The 23765-nt window shown below is 42.4% G+C and carries 21 protein-coding genes; 2 read left to right on the forward strand and 19 right to left on the reverse strand.

Annotated elements, in window-relative coordinates; translation table 11 throughout:
- The first annotated feature begins 30 nt into the window (after positions 1-30).
- Positions 31-336 carry a YhbY family RNA-binding protein gene (locus HXT44_RS04315; RefSeq protein ID WP_004108863.1) on the forward strand — a complete coding sequence of 102 codons (306 nt, stop codon included), beginning with the start codon at positions 31-33 and terminating at the stop codon, positions 334-336.
- 13 nt (positions 337-349) lie between these two features.
- On the opposite strand, the gene HXT44_RS04320 is transcribed toward HXT44_RS04315, so the two are convergent.
- The 4 genes from HXT44_RS04320 to HXT44_RS04335 all read right to left on the reverse strand — a co-directional run bounded on the left by HXT44_RS04320 (position 350) and on the right by HXT44_RS04335 (position 7379).
- Positions 350-1738, reverse strand: coding sequence for a replication-associated recombination protein A (locus HXT44_RS04320; protein ID WP_004108860.1), 1389 nt, complete (start codon positions 1736-1738; stop codon positions 350-352).
- Positions 1739-1825: 87 nt separating this feature from the next.
- Positions 1826-4354, reverse strand: coding sequence for a DEAD/DEAH box helicase (locus HXT44_RS04325; protein WP_004108857.1), 2529 nt, complete (start codon positions 4352-4354; stop codon positions 1826-1828).
- Between the two features lie 50 nt (positions 4355-4404).
- Positions 4405-6609, reverse strand: coding sequence for a bifunctional cytidylate kinase/GTPase Der (der, locus tag HXT44_RS04330; protein WP_116431662.1), 2205 nt, complete (start codon positions 6607-6609; stop codon positions 4405-4407).
- Positions 6606-7379: a pseudouridine synthase gene (locus HXT44_RS04335; protein ID WP_004106562.1), complete on the reverse strand. Its 774-nt coding sequence runs from the start codon at positions 7377-7379 to the stop codon at positions 6606-6608. The genes der and HXT44_RS04335 overlap by 4 nt, the downstream gene beginning before the upstream one ends.
- Before the next feature lie 246 nt (positions 7380-7625).
- On the opposite strand from HXT44_RS04335, the gene HXT44_RS04340 reads away from it, so the two are divergent.
- Positions 7626-8597 (forward strand): MIP/aquaporin family protein, encoded by a 972-nt coding sequence (locus tag HXT44_RS04340; protein WP_004108851.1) that lies wholly within the window; start codon positions 7626-7628, stop codon positions 8595-8597.
- Between the two features lie 8 nt (positions 8598-8605).
- Here HXT44_RS04340 and HXT44_RS04345 read toward each other — a convergent pair whose 3' ends face one another.
- The 15 genes from HXT44_RS04345 to HXT44_RS04415 form a co-directional block, all read right to left on the reverse strand.
- Positions 8606-8923: a hypothetical protein gene (locus tag HXT44_RS04345; RefSeq protein ID WP_012914210.1), complete on the reverse strand. Its 318-nt coding sequence runs from the start codon at positions 8921-8923 to the stop codon at positions 8606-8608.
- Positions 8924-9064: 141 nt separating this feature from the next.
- A complete protein-coding gene (gene purH / locus HXT44_RS04350; protein ID WP_004108847.1) occupies positions 9065-10735 on the reverse strand; it encodes a bifunctional phosphoribosylaminoimidazolecarboxamide formyltransferase/IMP cyclohydrolase in 1671 nt (556 codons plus the stop codon).
- A gap of 33 nt (positions 10736-10768) precedes the next feature.
- Complete coding sequence (locus HXT44_RS04355) at positions 10769-12142, reverse strand: DUF6350 family protein (RefSeq protein ID WP_033888439.1); 1374 nt, start codon at positions 12140-12142, stop codon at positions 10769-10771.
- Between the two features lie 89 nt (positions 12143-12231).
- Entirely contained in the window at positions 12232-12813 is a 582-nt protein-coding gene (locus HXT44_RS04360) for an adenine phosphoribosyltransferase (RefSeq protein ID WP_012914213.1), read from the reverse strand.
- 140 nt (positions 12814-12953) lie between these two features.
- Complete coding sequence (gene yajC, locus HXT44_RS04365) at positions 12954-13355, reverse strand: preprotein translocase subunit YajC (protein WP_004108823.1); 402 nt, start codon at positions 13353-13355, stop codon at positions 12954-12956.
- A gap of 59 nt (positions 13356-13414) precedes the next feature.
- Positions 13415-14419 (reverse strand): Holliday junction branch migration DNA helicase RuvB, encoded by a 1005-nt coding sequence (ruvB, locus tag HXT44_RS04370; protein ID WP_217431467.1) that lies wholly within the window; start codon positions 14417-14419, stop codon positions 13415-13417.
- A 94-nt stretch (positions 14420-14513) separates the two neighbouring features.
- Positions 14514-15143: a Holliday junction branch migration protein RuvA gene (gene ruvA, locus HXT44_RS04375; RefSeq protein WP_004108817.1), complete on the reverse strand. Its 630-nt coding sequence runs from the start codon at positions 15141-15143 to the stop codon at positions 14514-14516.
- A gap of 87 nt (positions 15144-15230) precedes the next feature.
- Positions 15231-15812, reverse strand: a complete 582-nt coding sequence (gene ruvC / locus HXT44_RS04380; protein ID WP_012914216.1) for a crossover junction endodeoxyribonuclease RuvC — start codon at positions 15810-15812, stop codon at positions 15231-15233.
- Between the two features lie 6 nt (positions 15813-15818).
- Entirely contained in the window at positions 15819-16577 is a 759-nt protein-coding gene (locus HXT44_RS04385) for a YebC/PmpR family DNA-binding transcriptional regulator (RefSeq protein ID WP_004108813.1), read from the reverse strand.
- Positions 16578-16639: 62 nt separating this feature from the next.
- On the reverse strand, positions 16640-17296 hold the full coding sequence (locus HXT44_RS04390) for a CDP-alcohol phosphatidyltransferase family protein (protein WP_421782573.1): 657 nt from the start codon (positions 17294-17296) through the stop codon (positions 16640-16642).
- 215 nt (positions 17297-17511) lie between these two features.
- A complete protein-coding gene (gene thrS / locus HXT44_RS04395) occupies positions 17512-19542 on the reverse strand; it encodes a threonine--tRNA ligase (RefSeq protein ID WP_421782575.1) in 2031 nt (676 codons plus the stop codon).
- Between the two features lie 182 nt (positions 19543-19724).
- Positions 19725-20618 carry a metal ABC transporter permease gene (locus tag HXT44_RS04400; RefSeq protein ID WP_004108805.1) on the reverse strand — a complete coding sequence of 298 codons (894 nt, stop codon included), beginning with the start codon at positions 20616-20618 and terminating at the stop codon, positions 19725-19727.
- Positions 20619-21575, reverse strand: coding sequence for a metal ABC transporter permease (locus HXT44_RS04405; RefSeq protein ID WP_285089378.1), 957 nt, complete (start codon positions 21573-21575; stop codon positions 20619-20621).
- 6 nt (positions 21576-21581) lie between these two features.
- Positions 21582-22304, reverse strand: coding sequence for a metal ABC transporter ATP-binding protein (locus HXT44_RS04410; RefSeq protein WP_004574322.1), 723 nt, complete (start codon positions 22302-22304; stop codon positions 21582-21584).
- Between the two features lie 144 nt (positions 22305-22448).
- Positions 22449-23630 carry a metal ABC transporter substrate-binding protein gene (locus HXT44_RS04415; protein ID WP_285089380.1) on the reverse strand — a complete coding sequence of 394 codons (1182 nt, stop codon included), beginning with the start codon at positions 23628-23630 and terminating at the stop codon, positions 22449-22451.
- Between the last annotated feature and the right edge of the window lie 135 nt (positions 23631-23765).

Below are 23765 nucleotides of genomic sequence, written 5' to 3' on the forward strand. Positions count from 1 at the left end.
TTATAAAACTTGCATTTGAAAGGACTCCTTATGGCATTGACAAAGAAGCAGATTAAGCAGCTTCGCGCGCTCGCTAATACGCTTAGCCCACTTTTATACGTTGGCAAGAACGATATTACTGATGCAGCTGTGAAGCAAGCAGACGAAACCATGCAGTACCACGAGCTCATGAAGTGTGCTGTGCAAGATGGTTCCGGATTAAGCGCCAAAGAAGCTGCTGATGCACTTGCTCAAAAGCTCGGTGCCGAAGTCGTGCAAGTAATCGGCAATCGTTTTGTTTTGTTCCGCGTATCCCCATTAGACAGCGTTGAACACATTATGCTTGTGCGTGAATAAATGAATAAAACATTTACGAATTAGTTTTATTATTTTTATTTTCAGAATTGTGAAGAATGGCACGGATTTGAGATAAGCGTTGAGTAAGCTCATGCTCGTAGCCACGATTCGACGGCTGATAGTATTCGCGACCAACTAGCTCATCTGGCATATACTGTTGCGATGCCACAGCACCCGGATAATCGTGAGCATACTTGTACCCGTCATGGTTTCCCCAACTTTTCATCAAAGCAGTCGGGGCGTTGCGTAAATGAAGAGGCACTTGACCAATATTTCCAGCATCAACGTCTTGCAAAGCCTTATTAATAGCGTTATAGCTTGCGTTTGATTTAGGAGCAGTTGCTACAGCAATCACAGCTTCAGAAAGAATAATGCGCGCTTCCGGCATGCCGATTAAAGCAACAGCTTGAGCTGCAGCAACAGTTACTTGCAAAATTTGCGGAGCTGCCATACCAACTTCTTCTGCAGCAGCAATCATAATTCGCCTGGCAATAAAACGCGGGTCTTCCCCAGCTCTAAGCATTCGCGCTAAGTAATGCAAAGAAGCGTCAACATCACTTCCACGCATCGATTTAATAAAAGCAGAAATCACATCGTAATGATCGTCGCCATCTTTGTCGTAACGAACTGTAGTAGTATCCATTACGTTAGAAACAATATCAGCAGTAATTACAGGCTTCTTTTTGCCGTGCTGTAACGCAACATCTCCTGTTACTGCCCCTGCAGCCGCCTCTAAAATGGTGAGAGTTTTACGAGCATCTCCCCCACTTAAACGAATAATAGAATCAATAGCGTCATCGTTGATTTTAAGCTGATTATTAAGACCGTTTTCGCTAGTTAGCGCACGTTCAATAAGCGTATGCAAATCTTCAACGCTAAGCGACGCAAGTTTAACAACTACTGATCTGCTAAGTAACGGCTTAATGATTGAAAAGCTTGGGTTTTCGGTAGTAGCACCAATAAAAGTTACGTCGCGATTTTCAACGCTTGGAAGCAAAGCATCCTGCTGAGATTTAGAAAAACGGTGAACTTCGTCAATAAATAAAACTGTTTCTTGACCATTACTCACTAAACGCTCATGCGCTCGATCAAGTACCGCACGAACGTCTTTAACTCCGGACGTTACAGCAGAAAGCTCTTCAAACACTCGACCAGACTGACGAGCAACAATATAAGCGAGCGTAGTCTTACCGACTCCCGGAGGACCAAACAACACAACAGAACTTGGAGCAGTAAGAGAACCTTTAGATTGCGGATTTGCAAGCCTACGCAAAGGCGAACCTTCTTTTAGAGCATGCGACTGCCCTAGCACGTCTTCAATACTGCTCGGGCGCATACGCACTGCCAGCGGACGAGTTACATCACTCGGCACGCTACTTGCTGCAAATAAATCCTGCTCCATAAATACCAGCTTACACTACATATAGAACAAACGTTCGATTGCATTTTGCGTCTTGCATTTCGCATTCTGTTAGCACATTTTTAAAAATCACACGTGCGAAACTTGGTAATCGAAGAACACAACTTCACCTTCATCTTGCGTTGTATCTAAATCGACAACGCCAGTAATAGCCCAATTATGATCCCCGTCTGAATCGTCAATAATTTGCCGAACTTTCCAAGAATGCTCACTTTTTTCTAGAGAATCATCCAAAATAAACAAGTCGCCACTACGAGCTTTAGCATCTATACCAACATACTCGTGCTCATCATAATAGTCGTCAAGCACATCATTCCACTCATGAACGCCGTAACCCCAAGCTTTGTCAAGCTCTCCTAAAGTATCCGCATCTTCCAAATCCATAAGCTGCACGCGGCGGAACATTGCGTTTCTAATCAACACAATAAGTCCACGACGATCCTCAACAACAGACTCAGCAGTTGAAGGTGCAGCCGTAGTTACTGCACTAGCTTCAGCGTCAGACCCTCCTGCGCTCTCCCACTCGTCAACAAGACTTGAATCAATAGAGCGCACAACAAGACGAAGCCACGAAATAATGTCACGCAATTCTTCGTTAAACATATCTTCTGGCACAGTGCGAGCAAGCGAACGGTAAGCGTCCGAAAGATAGCGAAGAAGCGTTCCCTCACTTCTAGCAATGCCATAGCGCGAAATATATCCAGTAAAATCGGAAGCAGTTTCAACCATGTCTCGAAGCACAGATTTAGGCTTAATCCAGTAGTCGTTTGCCCAAGGAACATCCTTGCGATACTGTGCAAAAGCAGGCTCAAGCAAATCTCCAAGAGGCTTAGGGTAACTGACTTCCGCCAAGCGTTCCATGCGCTCCTCGTAGTCAACGCCATCATCTTTCATGCCAGCCATTGCAGCGTCGCGAGCTTTGCGCTCTTGAGCACGAAGCACAGGCTTAGGGTCATCCAAAGTTGCTTCAACCATAGAAATTACGTCAAGCGCGTAGCTTTGAGATTCTGGGTCAAGAAGTTCCAAAGCTGCGAGCAAGAACGGAGAAAGCGGCTGATCTAGAGCAAAACCCTCTGGCATAGCAACATCAAGATCATAATCGCAAGAACCATCCGAAAACTCTCTGCATTCAATCACTTGAGTATCGAGCAGAGTTTGGAAAATATCGTTGCAACGCTCAAGCAATTTCTCTTTATCTTGCGGCTTTTGTGCACTATCTTCAATAAGTTTTTCAACGCGTGCTCTAGCGTCTCCGCCTTGCGTAACTTCGTTCAAAATCATTGAATGCGTTACAACCATATGCGGATTCAAAGTTTCTGGAGCACTTTCAATAAGCTTAGTAAACGTTGGCTCGCCCCAAACTACAAATCCTTCTGGAGCCTTCTTACGCTTAACTTTTTTAAGCTTTTTAGGGTCATTGCCAGCTTTTGCAACAGCGCGCGCGTTTTCAATCTCGAACTCTGGAGCCTCTGCAACTACTAAGCCCTCTGTATCAAACCCCATTCTGCCTGCACGACCTGCAATTTGATGAAACTCGCGAGCGCGAAGCTTGCGACTACGATTCCCATCAAACTTTGTTAGCGCTGTAAGCACAACAGAGTGAATTGGCACATTAATGCCAACGCCGAGAGTGTCTGTGCCGCAAATAACTGGTAGCAGTCCTTGCTGAGCCAGCTGTTCGACAAGTCTGCGGTAGCGCGGAAGCATGCCAGCATGATGCACTCCAACGCCGGTTCTAAGTATTCTTTGCAAAATTTTGCCGAAACCTGTAGTAAATTTAGTACCTTTAATGGCTTGAGCAATTTTGTCTCGCTGCTCTTTGCTTGAAACTCCCGTACTTGCGAGCGCTTGCGCTGTTTCAAGAGCTGCATCTTGCGAAAAATGAACTACGTAAATTGGCGTTAAACCCTTGTTAAATAAGAGTTCTACAGTTGTTGCAAGCGGCTTATCTGTGTACTCGTATTCGAGCGGGATTGGTCTTGGAGCGTCTGCAATAATATCTACGTTTCTTTTTGTTGATTTTTCTAAGCGTTCCGCAATATCCGTTACGTCTCCAAGAGTTGCACTCATAAGTAAGAATTGCGTATTTGGAAGTGTAAGCAGCGGAACTTGCCAAGCCCATCCACGCTCTGGATCACCATAGTAGTGGAATTCGTCCATTGCAACGCAATCAACTTCAGCATTTACGCCTTCACGTAAAGCTTGATTTGCTAAGATTTCCGCCGTGCAGCAGATTATTGGAGCATCCGCATTAATATGCGAGTCGCCTGTAATCATACCAACGTTGTCACGCCCAAAAATAGCTACTAAATCGAAGAATTTTTCGGATACGAGAGCTTTAATTGGCGCAGTATAGTAGGAGCGTCTGCCGGTGGCGAGTGCTGTGAAATGCATGCCGAGTGCTACTAGAGATTTTCCAGAACCTGTTGGAGTGTTTAAAATAACGTGGTCTCCTGCAAGCAAATCCATGATGGATTCTTCTTGATGCGGCCACAAATCTACATGTTTGTTATCTTTAACCCAATCAACAAATGCTTGAAAAATCTCATCTTCGCTAGCATGATGCAAATCGAAAGCTAACTCGCTCAAACCAGCCATATACGCTCCTACTTTACTTAACACCAACTTACTTGTGACTTAATCGCGCTTTATTTGCGCTTCTTCTTATCTCGTACTTTTACGGAGATTTGAATAGGAGTTCCCTCGAATCCAAATTCTTCTCGAAGTGATCGCTCAATAAAGCGACGGTATCCGTGCTCTAAGAAGCCGGTTGTGAATATTACGAAACGCGGAGGACGCGTAGAAGCTTGCGTAGCAAATAAGATTCGCGCTTGCTTTCCACCTCGCAAAGGATGCGGATGAGCAGACTGAATACGACCTAAGAAAGCGTTGAGCTTGCCTGTAGGAATACGCTTATCCCAGCTGTCTAAAGCTGTTCGCATAGCGCGCGCAAGACGATTCGTATGCCATCCTGTTTTTGCGGAAAGATTTACGCGCTCAGCCCAAGTTACGCGCTCAAACTCAGTTTTCCACAAGCGTTCCATACGTTGTCTGGAAAATTCGTCCATCAAGTCCCACTTGTTAAACACAAGTACGATTGCGCGACCCGCGTCTACAGCCTGGCTCATAACTTTCAAATCCTGCTCTGCAATAGGCTGGGAAGAATCGAAAAGAATCAAAGCAAGTTCCGAGCGTTCAATCGCAGCTTGCGTACGAAGTGAAGAATAGTATTCAGCACCCGTAAGCTTGTGCTGCCTGCGCTTAATACCAGCAGTGTCAATAAACAGCCAATCCTCGCCGTCAACTCGCACAACCTCATCAACAGGGTCACGAGTAGTTCCAGCCAAATCGTTTACAACAGATCGCTCTTCATGAGCTAAATGATTCAAAAGCGAAGACTTACCAACGTTTGGACGACCTACTAAAGCAACTCTGCGAAGTCCTTCTGGAGTTAAGAATCCTGAAGTTTTATTCGCTTTCTTCAAAGAATTGAGAGCTGCATCAAGCAAATCTCCAACGCCTCTGCCGTGCATTGCAGAAATTCCGTAAGGCTCACCCATTCCGAGCTTCCAAAACTCTGCAGTCAAATACTCGCTTCTAGCATCGTCAACCTTGTTAACTGCCAGAGTAATAGGCTTACCTGCAGCGCGAAGCATTGAAACAATACGCTCGTCTGTAGCTGTTAAACCAACTTGACCATCTACTAGGAAAATCACAGCATCGCTTAAACGCACTGCTACTTGCGCTTGTTGAGCAATAGAAGAATCGATGCCTTCAACATCTGCTTCCCAGCCGCCAGTGTCAACCAGCTTGAAGTTGGTTCCAGCCCACTCAGCGTCGTAGCTTACGCGATCTCTCGTAACACCTGGAGTATCTTCTACAACAGCTACACGATGACCCAAAATACGATTTACAAGCGTTGACTTTCCAACGTTTGGTCGACCTATAATGGCGATTACTCCAACAGCTTTAGAGTCTTTTGCATCGTCTTGACTTACTTCGCCGCCTCGAAGAAGCGCACGGTCTTCATCGTCAAGATCGTAGCCTTCAAGATTAGCAGCATAGCGGTCGTACTCATCTTGCTCGATAGCAGCGTCAACCATTTCAACAAGAGCATCGAGAGTCTGCTCAAAAGTCAAATCAGAATTATCTAGCGTTGTAACACCGTCTGCTGCTTGAAGAAAATGCGTAACTTTAGCATCTTTAGCGTCACGAGCGCGAATATCGTCTTCTTCAGATTCATTATTTTTAGATTCATTATTTTGCAAATTTTCTTGCGCAATATTCTGCTTGTTTCTGCGAGCTTGACGCACTTCTTCGCGTGCAGTAAGAAGCACTCGAACTTGAGCATTAGGAGCAACAACAGTAGTAATATCGCGTCCTTCTGCAACTATTCCCTCTCCGCCTGAGAAAGAATCTTCATCTGACTCTGAAGCAATATACGCTCGCTGAGCAGCAATAAGCATACGGCGAACTACAGGAATCGAAGATACAGTAGACACATGCGAAGAAACTTCGCTGGAACGCAATTCTTCGCTAATATCCTCACCTTCGACAGTCACTACAGGATTCTTAGGATCAACACTAAAGTCAGCGTCACTTTCAGTAAATAAGGCTCCAACAGCTTCAATGATTTGATTAAAACGTTCAGTATCCGCTGGATTTACAGGATTTCCTTCTTCATCCAATTCAAGCTTCGTGCTTAAGTCAATACCTTGTTTCAAGCACCACCAAGCAGCAGCTCTATACATTGCACCCGTATCTAAATACGCAAAACCGTAGTATTGTGCTAAAGCACGAGAAGTAGAAGACTTACCTACTCCTGCTGGTCCATCAATTGCTACACAAATCACAGGCCAACCTCCTTAGAAAGCGAACGCACTTCTGTTTGAGAAAGCACGCGATACGATCCAGCTTTTAAGTCACCCAATTTAATAGGGCCAATTTGCGTACGAACAAGACGCTTTACAGGGTATCCTACGGCTCCAAAAATCCTGCGAACAATACGATTTTTGCCAGAATGCAACACAACTTTTACCATGGTTGTGTCGTGATTCTGGTCGATTATTGCGCAGCGGTCGAGCTTAATCCAACCATCTTCAAGATTCACGCCTTGCGAAACCAAGCGGCGGCAAACCATACCGTTGATTTTGCCTTCAACAGTTGCAATATAAGTTTTCTCAACCTCATACTTTGGGTGCATTACGTGCTGGCTTAGCTCGCCATCGTTGGTCATTAAAATAAGACCTTCAGAATCGTAATCCAAGCGTCCCATGTGGAAAATTCGCTCGTACTTGTCTCCAACAATATCTCTTAAAGTAAAGCGACCTTTTGGATCGTCCATTGCGCTAAGAACTCGCTTAGGCTTATGCAATGCGAGCGTTACTAGCTTTGTGTTGAACTTTACGCGAGATCCATCAACGCGCACTTTTTGACGTTTTGGATCTACTCGAGTACCAAGTGTTGTAACCAATTCGTCGTCTACTTCAACACGCCCGTCAAGAATAATCTCTTCACACTTGCGTCTTGAACCAAATCCCGCTTCAGCAAGCAGCTTCTGCAGTCGAATGGCGTTGTTGTCATCTGAATGCGCCTGATTGGCGCGGGAATATGCGTTTGGCATCGTTCTCCCAACGTGACCTAAAGAATTACATACATACTTGCGCCAGAATTTACTCAAGAATACGCAGTATAAGCAATTCATTACTCATTAACTTACTAATGCATGTGGCAATTTATTAAATTTTCAATAAATCAAAAAACACCACGTCTTTCTATGTTACCGTATGGCATAGCCGTGATAATATAGCCTAGGTTTCATTGTGTTGCAATCATTAACAAAGCGGCACAACTAAAATTAAGGAAAGTTATGATTAAAACTACAGATACACCGTGCAGCACAACTAAAACTGCTGCGCCACTTATTGTTCGTATTGGTACTGAATTTATTGCTACAGCTTTAGCGATGTTCGTTGTTTACACTTTTTATTCTCTTACTACCGTAATGTACGGAATCAACGTTTTAATGATTGCTGCCGGCACTGGTATCGCTTATGCTGCAGCGACATATATTGCATCTAAAGTTTCTGGAGGCCACCTTAACCCTGCAGTAACAGTTGCTTCGATGCTTACTGGACGCACTTCATACACTGCAGGATTATGCTACATTGTTGCCCAAGTTCTTGGTGCTATTGCAGCTGCAGGATTGTTCATTCTTATTATTCCTCAGCAGAATTCAAGCATTAATCCATCACAAGTTGGCCAAGGCTCAGGTTTTGACAAAAAGTATTGGTTTGTTTCAATAGTAAACGGATTCGAAAAGGCATCTCTTTCTGCACGTCAACTAAAAGAAATAAACTTGTCTTTCGGAATAGTATCTGCGTTATTAGTTGAAGTTATTGCTGTTATTTTGATTGTTGCCACTGCATTGCGCAGCACAGACCATGAAGGTAATACTAAATGCGGTTATGCAACACACATCGGTATTGCATACGCAGCTGGCGCTTTCATTACATATCAAATTACAGGAGCTGGTTTGAATCCTGCTCGTTCTACCGGCATTGCATTATTCGCAAACTCTCATGATTTGGAAGTTAAACCACTAAGTCAATTGTGGGTATTCTGGATTGCTCCAATTTTTGCTGCAGCGCTTGTTAGCCTAGTTTTGCTATTAACAAAGCTTCTTTCAAACTCAGCACAAAAACCTGCTGTATCAAATGAAACAAATCCTGCACCAATACAAAACTTTGCAGACACAAAAGCAGATGCTCCTGTAGCACCAGATATGAGCTATGAATACGTTCAAAACGTATCTGACAATAACGTTGCGAACAATCTTTAAGAATAAAATTATAGCAAAAATATAATTGAAGCGTATGTTATAAGCAAACCTATGCCGAGCGTAATACTGATGAAAGAATCAAAGCCAACTGAGCGAACTTTCCAAGGGCTACGCTGACGCATAATTAAGCGCATAACTCCTAGAAGTACAGCCGTCACAGAAATAACAACTGTGGCGGCTTTTACATATCCTATAAATGCCAATAATGCGCAAAGTCCAATAATAATTGCTACAATCCATTCAGCATAAGGTTTACCCTCACGTTTTTCCGACACGTACGGATGTTCCGTTTTAGTGCTTCTAGTCTGATGCTCACTATCTGTCATACTTGTATCATACCTGCTCCGCGATAAGAAAACATGAGTTGTTTTAGGTACTAACACAAAGATGCAGCGCTTGAAGTACACAAACGCTGCATCCATAATATTGATTAATTTATTTGTCTATGAATCTTAGCTAAAGCAATTTTAGTGGAAGAAGTGACGAGTACCGGTAGTGTACATCGTTACACCAGATTTGCGCGCAGCTTCGAACACTTCTTCGTCGCGAATAGAGCCACCAGGCTGCACGATTGCGCGAACGCCAGCTTCAATCAAAATTTGCGGACCGTCAGCGAATGGGAAGAAAGCATCCGAAGCCGCAACAGCTCCACGAGCACGTTCAGCACCATCAGCCAAAGTATTCGCACGTTCAACAGCCAAATGGCACGAATCCACGCGATTAACCTGCCCCATACCAATGCCAACAGTAGCATTATCATGCGCAAGTAGAATTGCGTTAGACTTTACACAACGAAGCGAACGCCAGGCAAATTGCAAATCGCGCAAAGTATCAGCATCAGCAGGATCTCCAGAAACAAGCGTCCAGTTTTCAGGATTATCACCAACTGCATCAATCTTATCTGCAGACTGAACTAAAGCACCGCCGTCAATAGGATGAACTTGCAAACCTAAAACTGGCGGAGTTGCAACCTTCAAAATGCGGAGGTTCTTTTTTTTAGTGCGAAGCAATTCCAAAGCTTCAGGCTCATAGTCTGGAGCCACAATAACCTCTGTGAAAATTGGACGCACACTTTCTGCCATTTCTAAAGTGACTGTAGTATTTGAAGCAATCACACCACCGTAAGCACTTACAGGATCGCAAGCGTGAGCTTTCTTGTGAGCTTCAGCTGCATTAGTTCCAATAGCTAAACCGCATGGATTATTATGCTTGCAAACAGCAACTGCAATTTGTGGAGCAAAATCCCAAACCGCACGCCAAGCAGCATCCGCATCCACATAATTGTTGTAGCTCATAGGTTTTCCGCCAAGAAGCTCAGCTTGAGCTAAACCGCCCTTATGCAGAGGATCTAAATACAATCCTGCTTGCTGATGAGGGTTCTCGCCATATCGAAGCGTATGCTCTAAGCTCCAAGTGCGCGTGTAGTTTGCAGGAAGCTTTACAGATTCAGCATTTTTACTATCTTCTTCATCATTTGTGTTCAAACTTTCAGGCTTCTGCCATGCTTTACTTGTCCACTCAGATATAGAAGCATCGTAAGCTGCTGTATGAGCAAATGCTTTACCAGCCAAATATTCGCGCTCTTGCAAATTAAAGCCTTCACCTGAAACGATTCTATTAGCTAAAAGCTGGTAATCTGCAGGATCTGTAATAACGGCAACAGACTTATGATTCTTTGCTGCAGCACGAATCATAGAAGGTCCACCAATATCAATTTTTTCAATAATTGCGTCACTATCAGCACCGCTCATTACAGTGTCTACGAACGGATACAAATTAACTACTACAGCATCAAACGGCTTTATGTTTAGCTTTTCAAGTTGCTTTACATGATCAGCATTACTCATATCTGCAAGAATTCCAGCGTGAATATGCGGATCTAAAGTCTTCACCCTTCCATCAAGACTTTCTGGGAAACCAGTAACGTCAGAAACTTCAGTAACACGAACGCCAAGTTCCGCCAATTTAGCAGCAGTAGAGCCGGTTGAAACTACTTCAGTATCAGCCTTTCTAAATGCTTCAGCTAATATTTCAAGTCCTTCTTTATGAAAAACTGAAACAAGAACTCTACGAATTTGCCTTTCACCTGTGGTTATCAGCACATTTGCGTTTGATTCTTTGCTCTGTGTCTGTTGCACGGCGGCCTTCCTTCCCAAAATAGTAGTGAGGAATTATTTTCTTTTAGCCTTCGATGAAACCGTCCTAGGAGCGGCTTTTTTCAAAGGCAAAGGTTGATTATTTTTATTACTAGCCTTATTTTCGATTAATTCTGCAAATTTTACAGGTTTATTCGACTTACTAGCAACAATAAGATTTAAGCAATATCTCGCACCACAAATAAGTAGAATACTAAAAATTGAAATAACCAATGCTACAGCAGAAGCGTATAGAGTAAGATGACCAACAGCTCTAGTACTTTCAATAATGTCAACTCCAATATAAGAAAGTCGACATTCCCCTAATGAACCATTTGCTATTGAAAAAACAACAGTCCACATAATTGTAATTAAAGCGGATACGCCAACACTATCAGTTGCAGCTTCTATAGCGTTCAACATAAAAGACTCCCGCTCAGTTTTATCAATAATATTTTTTAGGCGCAAGCCACAGCCGCTTTTATGCAATAAAGTTACAAGCATTACAATAAAGCATAAAGTTGGAACTATAGAGTAAAAAACAGTGCGATGCACAACGTCAATAACAGCATCAGGAAATATTCCAAAAACCGGAATAGGCGGCAAAGATTTACGTTGAGAAACTGTTAAAGTAAATTGTGCAACAGATCCAATATTAAATCCAGATCCACAAATCCAAGATAATGCCCAAATAGCAACATTAGGCAACCAAACTAAGCAAGCAATAGTTGTAAGAATACGCGAACCATTTTGCATGCCTAATTTATTGAAATATGAATTAACATAACCAAAATTTGTACAAGCCCAAACCACAACAGTTATTAGTGCAACAAAAGCATATAAACCGAACAAAATTACCGCAGTTCGCTTAGTAATACGAATATTTTTTTGAATATACTCAGGACATATTTGCTTATAACGCTGCTTAGCAGATACAAACAGTGAGCTGCTTGGAAAAACCGCTATAAGTAACGAAATTAAATAAACACAAGAAGATTTACAAGCAACAATAAAAGTAGAATCAAGTAAAGTAACATGCGTATTTTGAGAAAGTATCGCATTAATAGCAGCCCAGACTACAAGCCCAGTAAAATATGCTATATTCCCACCTTTAATACGACGAATTAAGCATACAAGCGTTGAAATAAGTAGAAAAGTAAGGCCTAAAGGAATAATCGTAAGAATGCAATTTCCAAAAGTAAGACCCACGCCTTGAGCAAACATAAACACAGCCCAAGTCATAGACATTGCAGATTCAGAAAGATTACCTGTTCCTTCTTCGATAGAAACCACAAGAAGTGTGAGAGATAAGAAAAGACCTATCGTAAGAGAAAAAATAAGAATAACAATAACAGGAGTTATTACACCTTTAGACATGTTTATTAAGGATGACTTAAGCTTTTCAACCATGCCTTTTCCTTTCAATTCTTTTAGGTGCAAAACCAATATATTGTTTTAAATAGGATATTACTTTAATAATAAGCGATAATAATAAACTTTTAAGCTGGCATAGTAATTAAACTGCTGCAAGGATAATCGCATAATTCACTCATTCCACTAATACCAGTAAGTTCAATAACAAAACTAAAACCTGCAACTATTCCTTGAGCGCGCTTGACAATATTTGCAGCAGCTTTTGCAGTGCCTCCAGTTGCAATAAGATCGTCAACAATAAGCACACGTTGACCTGGCTTAATAGCGTCGCTTTCAATTTCAATACTTGCCTGACCATACTCAAGCATGTATGACTCAGTAATAACTGGAGGAGGTAGCTTACCAGCTTTACGAATAGCAAGAAAACCTTTGCCTAACCGAGATGCCAATAATGGTCCAAAAAGAAAGCCTCGAGCTTCAAGCCCAGCAATCAAATCAATTGAATCAGCTGGCACAGGCAAGGCATCAATCAAAGAATCAATAAGAATTCGCGAAGAGCGCGCATTTGAAAATATAGGAAGAAAATCACGGAATATAATACTAGGATTGGGGAATCCTGGAACGGTACGAATCAAAGAAGCAAGATAAGCGGCATCATCGTTGCTTACTGTTTTCAACGTTTTCACTGTAATATCCGTTGCTGTCATAATCCTAACGTTCTTTTCTTCACAAGACTTGTTATTGGAATATGGAAAGAATGTCACATATTCGCGTGATGCGTGAGACATGTGCTGACTCACACATCACGACTTAAGTATTAAATTATAAATTTATGAGATAAAAGTTATTACTTTTCAGAAGCTGCAGATTCTGATACTGGCTCGTTATCTTCGTTTACAGATTTATTTGCATCATCTTGCTTAGCTTCTTCAGCTTGTGCAGCTTCTTCTGCTTCTTCATCGCTAATAAATGCTGGACGCACATACAATCTGTTCACAGCGCGGAAAGATACTCGCATCAAGCTACCTTCTGAATCGATAACAATCTCTTCATATTGAGTATCTACGCTTACAATCTTGCCGATAATGCCGCCGATTGTAATAATTTCAGTACCTGGTTCCAAAGATTCATGGAAGGAACGCATTTCAGCTTGACGCTTCTTAGCATTGCGAGTCTGGAACATCATCATGCAAACCATTGCTACAACGAGAATAATAAGCATGCCATACTGCTGGAAAAATTGAGGCAAAGTAAACTCCTTAAGTATCCAACCCTAAGACGGTCGAAATGCCGTCCAAGTTAATTATTTTAAGCTAGCTCACTGACATTACTAGGCTCTTTAAAGCCCAAATGTTTCCAAGCTTTACTAGTTGCAACACGACCTTTAGGAGTGCGAATTAAGAATCCTTCACGCACTAGATATGGTTCACATACTGTTTCAACAGTTTCAGCTTCTTCACCAACCATTGCAGCTAGATTATTAAGACCAACCGGTCCACCGTTAAACTGACAAACCATAGCCTTCAAAACTGCAATATCAAGTCGATCAAGACCTTGTGTATCAATCTGGTATAAAGCTAACGCTTCAACAACAGCTTCATGATTTACTTCTGACAAATCATGCACAATAGCCCAATCTCTGACACGTCTCAACAAGCGATTCGCTATACGAGGAGTGCCACGAGAGCGTAACGATAGCTCTTTAGCAGCTTGATCTATAAGGCGAATTCCTAAGACTTTAGCAGATCGCTCAATAAGTTTTTCAAGCTCTTCGTGAGGATAAAAATCAAGGTGAGCAGTAAAACCAAAACGAGCGCGCAATGGAGAAGGCAACATTCCTTCCCTAGTGGTAGCTCCAACTACAGTAAAACGAGGAAGAGTTAGCGGTATTGATGAGGCACCAGGACCTTTGCCGACCATAACGTCAACGCGAAAATCTTCCATAGCAATATAAAGCAACTCTTCTGCAGCACGAGGCAAACGATGGATTTCGTCAATAAACAACACCTCACCTGCGTCAAGCGCGCTTAGTATAGAAGCTAAATCTCCAGCATGCTGGATAGCAGGACCTGAAGTAATTCGAATAGGAACTTGCAATTCATTAGCAACAATCATTGCTAATGTAGTTTTTCCCAATCCAGGAGGGCCAGCCAATAACATATGGTCAGGCGCAACATCACGCTTTTTAGCAGCATCTAAAAACAGTTGCAATTGCGCTTTTAAAACTGGTTGACCAATAAAACCTTCTAATGCGCGAGGACGAAGTTCCTCATCACTGAGTTGCTCATTTCCTAAAGGCGTTGAAGAAACCATGCGTAAGGATTCTTCAGCAACACCAGTATTTAGCGCAGAAGTATACTCTTCACTCACTTCAACTCCCCCAATACTAGATTCTTTACAAACATGATTACCTACCCCTATCAAGTGAAGCTAATGCCATTCGTAAAACATTAGGCAAATCTGCATCAGATATAGGAATTGAAATATTATTCTCTGCACAAACTTGCTCAACTGCTCTTTGAGCGTCAACTTGTCTCCAACCCAATGAAACAAGACCCTCTATTACGCATTGCACGCTAGAATCAACAATCTGCTTATTAGATTGAGTAGAATCATTAGAACTATCTGCCAGTATTGAAGAATCAAGAGAACCCTTCAATTCCAAAATAATCTTCTGCGCACCCTTTTTCCCTAAACCAGGAGCAGAAGAAAGAGAAGTTACATCTCCCTCAGAAATAGCTTGTAAAAGACGATCAACATTCAAAGTTGAAAGCATAGAAAGAGCAACTTTAGGACCAATTCCACTAACTTTTTGCACTTGCAAAAACATTCGTTTAGCAGCTTGAGTTGTAAAACCATAAAGAGTTAAAGCATCTTGCGAAACTTGAAGCGACGTATAAACGCGAACTTCCTGGCCTTCATGCAAAGAAGACAAATCTTGAGAAGGCATATAAGTCTCATAGCCAACTCCAGAAACAACAATAAGAGCAGAACGAGCATCAATTGACGCAACTTGTCCAACAAGCATTCCAATCATAAACTCACTCCCACTTAACAAAAACTCATAGCTTAAAGCACATAAAGTCAAATACAATTATAATAGAACATCTGTTCTATTAATATCCTACATGCCTCGAACGACAGAAGAAGATTTACGCGCCTGAGCTTGAGCTAAAGCCCACTGTTTCTGCGCAGCAGTTAGATGCTGCTCGCGCTCGCCACCTTGTAAAGCACCAGAAGGACGAAGAGCATGACAAATAGCTTGAGCTAAAGCGTCGGCAGCATCAGCAGGAGTAGGCAAAACATTAAGTCCAAGTAGTCGCGCGACCATGCGCTCTACTTGAGGTTTTTGAGCTTTTCCGTTTCCAGCTACAGCAAGTTTAACTTCAGTAGGAGTGTGTAAAGCAACAGGAATATTGCGCTGAGCTGCAGCAAGCATTGCAATACCTGCAACCTGTGCAGTGCCAAGAACAGTATTTCGATTTTCTTGCGCAAAAACACGTTCAATAGACACAGTATCAGGCGAAAAACGCTCAATTTTTTCAACTAATCCATTATAAATCTTTAAAAGTCGCAAATCTTGCGAAAGATCAGGCTCAGACCTCAACACATCGACGTGAATAAAAGAAAGCCGACGCGAGACGCCGGCTTCAATCACGCCGACCCCGCAGCGAGTAAGCCCGGGGTCAACGCCCAAAATCATCATAGGAGACTATTCAGCTTCCTCAAGCTGAGCCATAACTTCATCTGAAGCGGTCCAGTTGCTGTAAATATTCTGAACATCGTCCAAGTCATCGAGATTATCGATTAAGCGAGAAACCTTTTGAGCATCTTCGAAGCTCAATTCAACCTCATTATTTGGATGCATAATAATATCTGCAGAATCATAGTCGAAACCAGCTTCCTGCAAAGCCTTACGCACAGTTACCAAATCACTGGAATTGGTGTAAACAGAATAAACATCGCCATCATCAGCAACATCTTCAGCTCCAGCTTCAGCTGCAACTTCGAAAAGCTTATCGTAGTCAACACCTTCGGATGGAACTTCAATCAAACCTTTACGTTCGAAGTTGAAGCTCACGGAACCGCTTGTTGCCAAAGAACCGTTGCCCTTAGTAAGAGTTGAACGCACATCAGCAGCAGCACGATTACGGTTATCAGTAAGGCATTCAATAATCAATCCAACACCTGCAGGAGCGTAACCTTCGTAAACAATCTCTTCATAGTTTGCGCCGCCAGCTTCTTCACCAGAACCACGCTTTACAGCGCGCTTGATATTGTCAGCAGGCATGGAAGCCTTCTTAGCTTTAACGATGGCATCGTACAGCGTAGGGTTACCATCAGGATCGCCACCACCCAAACGTGCAGCAATTTCAATGTTCTTAATAAGCTTGGCAAAAAGCTTGCCACGCTTTGCGTCGATAGCGGCCTTCTTGTGCTTTGTAGTCGCCCACTTGGAATGACCTGACATGATACTCCTAAAACGTACAGTTAATCAAACGAAACGATTTTATTGCGCTTTCGCGACAAATTTTATTTATCTTTTATATCAAGCCCATGCTTTACTTCAAAAATACGCTGGAAAACTGTAATAATACCGCCAATAGCAAGCAGAATCATAGCAAAACTTAACCAAAAAAGTTGATTTGTAAGACCAACAAGCCCCATAGCAACAAGAATCACAGCAACTCTATCTGCACGAGTTATTAAACCTTTTTTAGGATCTACATTTATTGACTGACCGCGAGCGCGAGTGTATGAAGTTACGAAAGCTGCCATAAGAGCAACCAAACAGCTTAATAATCCTACACACTTTATTGCTTTGCCATTCAAAGTTGAAATCCAAGTGCACATATCTTTTTCGTGAGCTTCATACAAACAAATGCATACAGAGGAAAATAATGACCAGTCTGCAATGCGATCGAGAGTTGAGTCAAGAAATGCACCAAATTTTGTGCCGCCTGTTGTCAAAGCAGCAACAGAACCATCTAAACTGTCTGCAAGCACAAAAATAGTTAAAAATATAGTGCCAACAACAAACTGTTTAGTAAAAGCAGTAACAAAAGCAATAATAACTACAGCTATTGTGCCGACAATTGTTACACAGTTAGCACTTATGCCTAATCGGACTAGCAATTTTGCAATTGGAGAAATAGTGCGCTTAAACCCGCTGCGTAATGATTCCAACATTGAATGCAACCTTCCTAGCGTAATCAAGCAAATAAAACTTGGGTTCAATAAACAATCTCATATTAGTCAATCGGCTGTAATACACACAAAAGCCCACACAACTTTAAGAAGTGTGGACTTTTGCTTATTTCGTTTATTTATTGCAATTTAGTTTTCAAGCGAAACTGTGCTGCTTAAGTAACGTTATTTAAGTTACATAACTTAAATAGCTTATGCTACTTAGTGTAACGCTCGAAATCTTCTGCAGTATTGACCTGAACGCGCTGCTTAATGATGGACAAAATCCACTCTTTAGCTTGCGAAACAGGAACGCCATTCAATTGGCTGCCATCGCGGAAGCGGAAGCTCACAGCATTGTTGTTCACATCCTCTTCTCCAGCAATCAAAGTGAACGGCACCTTAGACTTAGAAGCGTTACGAATCTTCTTGCCGAAGCGATCGTCAGAGTTGTCCATTTCGCAACGAACCATATTCTCTTCCAAATCGCTAATCAATTTTTGCAAGTGTGGAGCGAACTCGTCTGCAACAGGAACGCCAGTTACTTGAACTGGAGCCAACCATGCTGGGAATGCACCTGCATAATGCTCAAGCAAAATAGCGAAGAAACGCTCAATAGAGCCAAAGAGTGCGCGGTGAATCATCACAGGACGCTGGTGGCTACCGTCAGCCGCAATGTACTCCAACTTAAAGCGCTCAGGCAAGTTGAAGTCGAGCTGAATAGTAGAAACCTGCCAAGTGCGACCGATTGCATCGCGAGCTTGCACGGAAATCTTCGGGCCGTAGAATGCAGCTCCACCTGGATCGTCCACGAGTTCCAAACCAGACTCTTTAGCAACCTCTGCCAAAGTATTAGTTGCTTCTTCCCAAATCTCGTCGGAACCGACGAACTTATGCTCATCCTTAGTGGAAAGCTCCAAGTAGAAGTCGTTCAAACCGAAGTCTTTAAGAAGACCAAGCACAAAGTTAAGCAAGCTCTTCAGCTCATCGCGCATCTGCTCGCGAGTGCAATAAATGTGCGAATCATCCTGAGTCAATCCACGAACACGAGTTAAACCATGCACAACGCCAGACTTTTCGTAGCGATACACAGTACCAAACTCAAACAAGCGCAAAGGAAGCTCGCGATAAGAACGCTGGCGAGACTTGAAGATCAAGTTATGCATTGGGCAATTCATTGGCTTCAAGTAGTAGTCAGCACCTTGGCGAGTTACGTTACCATTTTCGTCGCGCTCTTCGTCAAGCTTCATTGGAGGATACATGCCATCCTTGTACCACTGCAAGTGGCCGGAAGTCTCATATAAGCCACCCTTAGTAATGTGCGGAGTTTGTACGAAGCTGTAGTGATGCTTTCTGTGCTGCTCGCGCGAATAATCTTCCATTGCGTTAATAATTGCAGCACCCTTTGGATGGAATACGGCTAAGCCTGGGCCAATCTCGTCTGGGAAGGAGAACAAATCCATCTCTTGACCAAGCTTGCGGTGATCGCGCTTAGCAGCTTCTTCCATGCGAGTTGTGTAAGCTTTAAGCTCTTCCTTGCTAGGCCAAGCAGTGCCGTAAATGCGCTGAAGCATAGGATTCTGCTCCGAGCCACGCCAGTAAGCTGCAGCCACACGCTCAAGCTTAAAAGCCTTAATGTAACGCGTGTTTGGAAGGTGAGGTCCGCGGCACAAATCGCTCCAAACCTTGTTTCCTTCGCGATCTACATTGTCGTACATGCTAAGCTCATGCTTGCTGATTTCGCCAGAGGCAGCAGGATCAAGAGCTGCTTCCTTATCCCCAATCAACTCCAACTTATAAGGTTGATTTGCTTCTTCTTCGCGCGCTTCGTCCTCTGTTACAACGCGACGACAGAAGCTTTGAGACTCTTTAATAATGCGCTGCATATGCTTTTCGATTTGCTTCAAATCGTCTGGCGTAAATGGAGTATCAACATCGAAATCGTAGTAGAAGCCGTCTTTAATTACAGGACCTACGCCCAACTTTGCGTCTGGTCGAATTTCTTGAACAGCTTGAGCCATCACGTGAGTAGCGGAATGACGCATGATTGCGATGCCATCTTCACTATCAAGGGCCACTGATTCCACGGTATCGCCGTCATGAAGAGACGTGTACAAATCACGCAACTCGCCATTTAAACGCACAGCAATAATATTCTTATCTTCCGCGAAAAGTTGGGCGCCAGTGAAGCTTGCATCCACCTCCTTGCGTTCCTCGTTTACGGTGATGGAGATGGTATTTTCAGCCATAATTGTCCTTTTCTATCGGGGTCTTGCGTTACTAATGTGCAGACCTGGACTTGTGTGGCGTCGATAAACTTACGCGATTAAACAATCAACAAAACGCGCAAAAACGACGTCAATCGCGCGCATTTTTCACGCACAATTCGTTGACATTTTAGGACAATAGAGCGACTTTTAAAACTCTTTCGCTAAATAGCGTTTTCGGCTACTTTTTCTCGCCTTGCATGCAATCTTGATGAAAAATCATTAATTTTTATAAAAATGCTTTCGCCAATTTTGACTATTAAGAAGAAAGCTCCAGCGCAAATAGCAATAGTGCCACCGGCAGAAAGCTTCAGTATTACAGCTAAAGCTAGTCCAATTAAAGCAATTGAAACAGCAGTAATTACGCATGCAAGTACGAATTTATTTATAGAAGCAATTCTTCCCTTTAATGCTGCAGCAGGAGCAGCAATAAGAGATACTGAAACAACTGTACCAACTGCTGGAATAATAACGGAAACAGTAATAATAATCAAAGCAAGAACCATGCCCTGTATAAAACCTGATCTTCCACCTGCAGCACGGTAATTAATCGGATCAAACGAGCAATGCACAAGATTAGCAGAATTAAAAATCCATAATCCCAAAACAAGCAAGAAAGCAACAGATGCTGAAATCACGTCTGCAGGAGTGCAATTAAGCAATGATCCAGTTAAAAATCCCTCAATACGCAATGGCAATGGAGCAAACCACTTATTTAAAAAGTATCCACTAGCAAAGCCAACAGTTAAAGTAATACCAGCTGCAGCTTGCGAAGAAATGCCCTTAAGATGCGAAAGTGCATACATTACTAAGGAAAGTACAACGCACGCAACAGCAGCACCGACAAAAAGCCCAAGCGACAAAATATTTTGATCTATTGTATAAGCAGAAGTTAAAACTACACCTAATACTGCTCCAGGAAAAGCAGCATGAGTAATAGATTCAGTAAAGAATATTCGCTGGTTAAGAAGCGCAAGAGAGCCAACGAAACCGCATAGAGCACCTACAACAATTGCTTCAACTATAGGTAGAGCGATAATTTGCCAAATACTTACCATCTATTCCCTACCTTTATAAGATTTTGCTAAAACTTTTATATCGCTACCGCTTGTATGAGTTTTATGCGCAAAAACTATAGATGAAATAACTTGGAATAGCCAGCGTACAATAAGCACAACTACGAACATTGCACACATGCTTAATGCAATTGCAGCTTGAGGAGAAATAGGATGATCAAGCTCCAAATTCATAACGTACATACCAAGAACAACTCCAGCAATACCAACAAAGATACCAACTGCAACCATGCGCCCAACTGTTCTAGACACTAAACGAGCACTAGCTCCTGGAATAATAAGGTATCCAATCACAAGAAGAACACCAACAGCTGAAGATGCAGAAACAACAACCGCAGCAATACCAACGTTAAGAACAATATCGACAAAAAGAGTATGCACTCCCATTAATGGAGCACTAGCTCGATCAAAAGCAACAATAATCTGCTGTTTCCAAGTTGCCAAAAGCACAATAATTGCAAACAAGCAAATCCACATTGCTTGAGTCATTCGCTCATCAGTGACATCGAGCAGCCTACCAAACATCAATGCCTCGAGCTGACCTGACATATCACCTTTTTTTAGTGAAATTACTACACCAAGAGCAAAGAAAGTAGTTAAAACAGTTGCGATAATCGATTCATTTATGCGAGTTGAACGAGAAGCCCACACTAATGCAGCAACTAAAAATACTGAACAAATTGCAGCACCAGGAATAATTTGATCTATGCCACCGTATAAAGCACCTACAACAATTCCAGGAAATATGCCATGCACAATAGCTTCCGCATTAAATTCAGCACATCTCAAGTTCACAAATACACCAACGATTCCGCTAGCTATGGACAGAACTATAAGTAAGCAGAACGGGCGAAAAATATAAGGAGCAGAAGCAATAAAATCAAAACCAGGAATTGGTTCCAGAACTTTTCTTAATGACTCAACTAATTGGGCAAGCATTGAAAATCAGCCTTCCGCAATTTCCGAAAAAGTAAGACCTGCAGAAGCAGCAGGCATGCTTCCACCATACGCGCGAGTAATATTTTCTTTAGTCATTACTTCTTTAAGCGCGCCAAAAGCAATCTGCTTACCAGCTAAAAGTAGCGCTTTTTCACAAATAGCATCTGCAATAACTAAATCGTGCGTAGATACAACAAAAGCAATACCTTCTTGCTTTGCTGATTTCATAATATTAAGAAGTTCTCGGCGATTCGGTTCATCAAGACCATTAAAAGGTTCGTCGAGCAAAATAAGCGTTGGCTTTGCAACAATAGCGCGCGCAAGAAGAATACGCTGGCGCTGACCGCCAGAAAGGTCACCAAATCGCACATCTGCGCGATTTAATAAACCAACATGATTAAGAGCATCCTCAACAGCTTTTTTCTGATCTTTTTTAAGCAATCCAAGAAAACCTGTCTGTCTACTTAAGCCCATTGCAACAACTTGCCGTGCAGTAATCGGGAACGTTAAATCCAAATCAACCTGCTGTGGAACATATCCAATAGACAAAGCCTTAGGCATTTTCAGTTCACCGCGACTTACGCGCACGATACCAATAATAGCCTGCAAAAACGTTGTTTTCCCAGAACCATTTGGACCTATTAAAGCCAAAGCTTCCCCGGCTTGCACACTGCCATTAATACCAGTCACTACAGTTTTATAACCGTATGCCAGGTCGCAATTTTTCATTGCAAGGACGCTCTTATTCACTATATTTCCAGTCTTTTCAGTTTATCAATAAGTATTCGTAACAGTAACTTCTTGCTTTCGCTATTAAACTTTCGCTACTAAAGTTACTGTTACGATACTATTATTTTTACTGTTATTTATATGTTACTTCTTCAATGCAGTCTTAACTGAATCTGGAAGTTCAGGAACATTACCATTCCAAGCTTTCACCAATGTTTCAACATTGTGAACAATGGAACCGATGTAAGTTTCGCCTGCAGATCCGACTGGTCCAAGCGAATCTCCATAAAGTGCGTCGTCGCCAATAACAGCCTTTACTCCTGCTGCTGCAGCAACAGCCTTGATAGACTTGGAATTGTTAGAATTCTCAGCAAAGATGGCAATAGCTCCGGACTTCTTGACATCTTCTGCAGCTTTCTGAATATGATCTGCAGTAGCATCCTGCTGGCTGTTGAAATCAGAAAGTGCTGCACCAATGAACTTCACATTGTAGTCACGAGAGAAGTAACCGAATGCATCGTGAGAAGTGAAGAGAACACGATGCTTTTGTGGCACACTATTCAAAGCTTTAGTTGCCCAAGCATCCAAATCAGTCAAAGACTTAACGAACTTTTCAACATGCTCATCGAAAATAGATTTGCTCTTAGGAAGAGCTTTTCCGAGGAAATAACCGATATTCTTAACCTGAATCATCGTGTTCTTCGTGCTGGTCCAAATATGTGGATCGTACTGGAATTCAGGCTCCTTCTCGCCTTCTTCTGGAGGGAATGGCCACTTTTCAGCATGCACCTTAGCGATACCGCGATCAACCTTGTATGGAAGATCCTTTTCCTTAGCAGTCTCAGCCTTTGGATCCTTGATTTCGTCAGCAGTGAGAATACCGGAAGTTACACCCATAGTGCCCTTAAAACCGGTAGCTTTCACAGCTTGATCCAAGAAGTGCTCGAGATCTACACCAGAAACAAGCATCAAATCAGCCTTAGAAAGAGCTTTAGATTGAGCTGGAGTCATTTCATGCTCATGAGCAGAAGCGTTTGGCGCAAGCAAACAGGTCAAATTAATTGTTGACTTTGCTTTGTCTTGAGGAGCTCCGATTACAGACTTCTTGCCCTGAGAATCAGTCTTATTGAGGCTCAATCCAGATTTTGCGTCAGCAGTTGAAGCGATTTGAGTTACGTAATCGCAAATTTGAGTTGTAGTTGCCACTACATTTACTTGATTGCCCTTCGCCTTATTTTCGGCATTTTTTGCAGAGCCGCAAGCACCCATAGAAGTTGCTAATAATGCAACCGCAGCTGCAGTTGCGAAAATTCGTGAAGTTTTCACACTCGTTCCTTTCGGGAATCTTTAACTGTTATTGCATGGGTTGATTGTGAGAGGTACTCATGAAAGCTATTCATGAAAAAAATAATCATTCGCAATAACGCTTATAGCATAAGAAAAATATACGTGACGGTCAAT

The organism is Gardnerella sp. DNF01198P (assembly GCF_049244165.1).
Taxonomy (GTDB): domain Bacteria; phylum Actinomycetota; class Actinomycetes; order Actinomycetales; family Bifidobacteriaceae; genus Bifidobacterium; species Bifidobacterium swidsinskii.